This is a genomic window from Brachyspira sp. SAP_772 (genome assembly GCF_009755885.1).
Lineage (GTDB): Bacteria > Spirochaetota > Brachyspiria > Brachyspirales > Brachyspiraceae > Brachyspira.
The window spans coordinates 1-716 of the sequence record NZ_VYIX01000158.1; the positions used below are offsets into that span (position 1 = coordinate 1).

The window sequence follows — 716 nt, forward strand, 5'->3', positions numbered from 1 at the left end:
AATTTATTTATTATCAAATATTAAATCTACTTTTAAAAATTTTAATATTTCTATATAAACTATTGCTATAGTTTTATAAGTGTTTGCATATATTAGTTTTTTTAATAGTTCTATAAAATCTAGTATAAACTTATTGTCTTTTACGTTTTTTATAAAATCATCTAACGGCATAATGCTAACTATTTTTTCATTAGCATACAATGTGTTTCTTATGTTATAGTTATTTATCTCTTCACAATTGCTTATAAAAGGAGATGATAATATTTTAATTAAATTATCTACATCAATGTTTATTTTATCTTTTTTATCAAGCACAGTAAATACAGACATTAATACAGGTATAAGAGGCATTTTCCATATAAAATTYCCTCTTCTTTCATTAAAGTTAATATTACATTCTTTTAATCTTTCAACTATAATRTCATGATATTTATCAGCATCAGAATAAATTATAGTAATATCTTCTAAAGAAATATTTGATTCTATTAGTTTTATTATTTCATCTAATACAGTATTAACTTCCTGTTTTATGCCRAATGCTGTTATTAATTTTATATTATCTTTTTCTATRTTTTTTTTGTTTATTAATGACTTTGCGAAATTAAGTTATGGCATGATATTCCTATAGAAGTTTTGAATCCTCTTGATGCATGAGAGGTTGTTTTTCTCTTTTCTTTTCTTGCTGTGTAATTATTGTATAGATAGCTATTTAATAC

Annotated in this window: 1 protein-coding gene and 1 pseudogene; both read right to left on the minus strand. The window is 21.5% G+C overall.

All coding sequences use genetic code 11. The annotated features are described in order from the left end of the window. Positions 1–3 precede the first annotated feature (3 nt). Entirely contained in the window at positions 4–351 is a 348-nt protein-coding gene (locus GQX97_RS15005; protein ID WP_232473400.1) for a hypothetical protein, read from the minus strand. A gap of 239 nt (positions 352–590) precedes the next feature. Beyond that, positions 591–716: pseudogene (locus GQX97_RS15010) on the minus strand (metallopeptidase TldD-related protein); the annotation flags it as partial.

Excerpts from the sequence above, each read along its gene's own strand:
- GQX97_RS15005 (WP_232473400.1), bottom strand. The coding sequence starts at position 351 with ATGCCTCTTATACCTGTATTAATGTCTGTATTTACTGTGCTTGATAAA.